The organism is Corallococcus sp. AB032C (genome assembly GCF_003668935.1).
Classification (GTDB): domain Bacteria; phylum Myxococcota; class Myxococcia; order Myxococcales; family Myxococcaceae; genus Corallococcus; species Corallococcus exiguus.
This window is the reverse complement of sequence record NZ_RAWP01000236.1, coordinates 1-2,461: the sequence shown is the minus strand read 5'-3', so window position 1 is coordinate 2,461 and position 2,461 is coordinate 1. Positions and strand designations below refer to the sequence as shown.

Genomic DNA, 2,461 nt, shown 5'->3' with positions numbered 1-2,461 from the left:
GTAAGAGTTCGCCGTGCCCCGTCGTGACGGGCTCCAGCCTTTCGTGAGACCTCCTGCCGCTACATGCCAGGAGGTGGTCCGTGGAGTTGGAAAAGGAGTTGGAGCAGTTCCGCCAGGAGGCGCAGCGGTTGAAGGCTGGACGGCGGAGTGGCTCGTTGCCGTTCCCCGAGGCGCTGCGCGCCTTCGCGGTGCGCTACGTCGAGCACACGGTGAAGACGGGCGGGGGGATGGCCGAGGCGTCGCAGAAGCTGGGCGTGTCCGAGCCGACGCTCTACGCGTGGCGCAAGGGCAGGCCCGCGGGGCACCCGCGCGAGAAGGGCGACCGGCAGAGTGCGGCGCTGGTGCCGGTGCGCGTCACCGCACGCAAGGCGGTCACCGACGCAGTCCGGACGGGGATGCAGCCGGTGGTGCTGGTGTCGCCAGGGGGCTGGCGAGTCGAGGGACTCAGTCTGGAGGCCGCCGCGCAGTTGCTGGGGAGACTGGAGTGCTGACGCTGACGCGGGCGGTGCGCGTCTTCGCGTACGCGGCCCCAGTGGACATGCGCAAGGGCTTCGATGGCCTGGGCGCCCTCGTCGAGCAGCAGCTGGAAAGGCAGCTTCTCAAAGGCGACGTCTTCCTCTTCGTCGGCCGGTGCCGGAAGCGGGCCAAGGTGCTCCACTTCGACGGCACGGGCCTGGTGCTTCTCACCAAGAGACTCTTCCGGGGACGCTTCGCCAGGCCCTGGTGCGAAGAGGGCGCGCAGGCGGTGGAGCTGACCGTGAGTGAGTTGTCTCTGTTTCTGGAGGGCTGCGAGCTGGCCGGACGGTGGCGGCTATCGCCTCCGGTGGTGGACGAGAAAACGCTTGCGGTAGCGCCTGCTTTGTAGCACCCAGCAGGTAGCCATGGTGCGCGTCGAGCAACTGAGCGACTTGGAGACGGCGAAGCAGGTGGCCACCCTGCTGGAGGCGGAGAATGCCCGGCTGCACCAGCGTCTCGAAGCTCTCGTCGCGGAGAACGCCCGGCTCAAGGGCGAGGACGCCCAGGAAAAGCTGCAGCTGGAGCTGATGGGGCTGAAGGAGCAATTGGCCCTCCTGCAGCAGCGTCTCTTCGGCGCCTCCAGCGAGAGGCTCGGCGACAAGCCTCCGAAGCCCCCGCGAGCCAAGCCGCGGCGAGGCCATGGCCCGCGGGCCCAGCCCGAATTGAAGGTACAGGAGGTGCTGCTGCCATTGGACGAGGCGGACCGGGTGTGCGGCCTGTGCGGTAGCGGCCTGCACGCGTGGGAAGGCCAGACGGAGGACGGCGAGGAAATCACCGTCGTCGAGAGGAGCTTCCTGCTGCGCCGCGTGAAGCGGCAGAAGTACCGCTGCGGCCACGGCTGTGCTCCGGTGACGGCGCCTGCCCCGCCGCGCCTCATTCCGGGCGGCCGCTACTCGGTGGACTTCGCCGTCCACGTGGCCCTTATGAAGTACGGCTTCCACCTGCCACTGGCCCGACAGGAAAGGCTCTACGGGCGCGAGGGATTGGTGGTGGAGGCGCAGACGCTGTGGGACCAACTCGACGCACTGGCTGGCCACCTCCAGCCCAGCTACGAGGCGCTGCCAGCGCATGTTTTCTCCTCGCCCCTGGTGCACGCGGACGAGACGCACTGGTACCTGCTGGAGAAGGGGCCCGGCACGAAGTGGTACGCGTGGACGGTCGCCTCGCCCGATACCGTCTACCACCGCATCCTGCCCAGCCGCTCCGGGGCAACGGCTCGCACGGTGCTGGGCGACTACGCGGGAGTCGTCCTGGTGGATGGGTACGCGGCGTACCAGACGGCGACGAAGTCGGGCGCGGATGGGCCCGCGCCAGCAACCCTGGCTTTCTGCTGGGCGCATGTGCGCCGCAAATTCTTCGAGGCGCAGAAGGTGGCCCCTGCCTGCAAGCAGGTGCTGACTCTCATCGGCGAGCTGTATGCCATTGAGGCGGACCTGCCGGGCTGGTACGCGCTGGGCGGGGAAACGCGCCAGGCCGCGCTCGCGCACCGGTGCGCCGTGCGCCAGCAGAAGTCCGCCCCCCTGGTGGAGCGCATCCGACAGTGGGCCCTGGCGCAGCGAGCGCTGCCCGGCAGCGCGTTTCGCAAGGCCCTCGAGTACATGCTGGGGCTGTGGAGCGGGCTGACCCTCTTCCTCACCCACCCGCAGGTGCCGCTCGACAACAACCACGTCGAACGCCAGCTGCGCGACATGGTGCTGGGCAGGAAGAACCACTACGGCAGCAAGTCCCAGCGGGGCACCGAGGTGGCGGCCCTCTTCTACTCCCTCGTCGAGACGGCACGCCTGCGCGGTGAGGACCCGGGGCACTACTTGCGGCGCGCTGCACTGGCCGCCATTGAGAACCCGGGCACCGTCACCCTCCCGAAGAGCCAAGGCTGACGACCGCGTCCGCCGCTCCCCGGTGAGGTCTGCTCAGTGCCCAGACGGGGCACGGCGAACTCTTACAC

Annotated in this window: 3 protein-coding genes; all 3 read left to right on the top strand. The window is 69.1% G+C overall.

Annotated elements, in window-relative coordinates:
- The first annotated feature begins 80 nt into the window (after nucleotides 1-80).
- Genes D7X99_RS43050 through D7X99_RS41745 form a run of 3 tightly spaced genes read left to right on the top strand, consistent with a single transcriptional unit; the run spans nucleotide 81 to nucleotide 2,393 of the window.
- Nucleotides 81-491, top strand: a complete 411-nt coding sequence (locus D7X99_RS43050) for a hypothetical protein (RefSeq protein ID WP_158627168.1) — start codon at nucleotides 81-83, stop codon at nucleotides 489-491.
- Nucleotides 485-865 (top strand): IS66 family insertion sequence element accessory protein TnpB, encoded by a 381-nt coding sequence (gene tnpB, locus D7X99_RS43045; protein WP_158627167.1) that lies wholly within the window; start codon nucleotides 485-487, stop codon nucleotides 863-865. Before D7X99_RS43050 ends, tnpB begins: the two co-directional genes overlap by 7 nt.
- A 16-nt stretch (nucleotides 866-881) precedes the next feature.
- Nucleotides 882-2,393, top strand: a complete 1,512-nt coding sequence (locus tag D7X99_RS41745) for an IS66 family transposase (protein WP_121782566.1) — start codon at nucleotides 882-884, stop codon at nucleotides 2,391-2,393.
- Nucleotides 2,394-2,461: the final 68 nt, after the last annotated feature.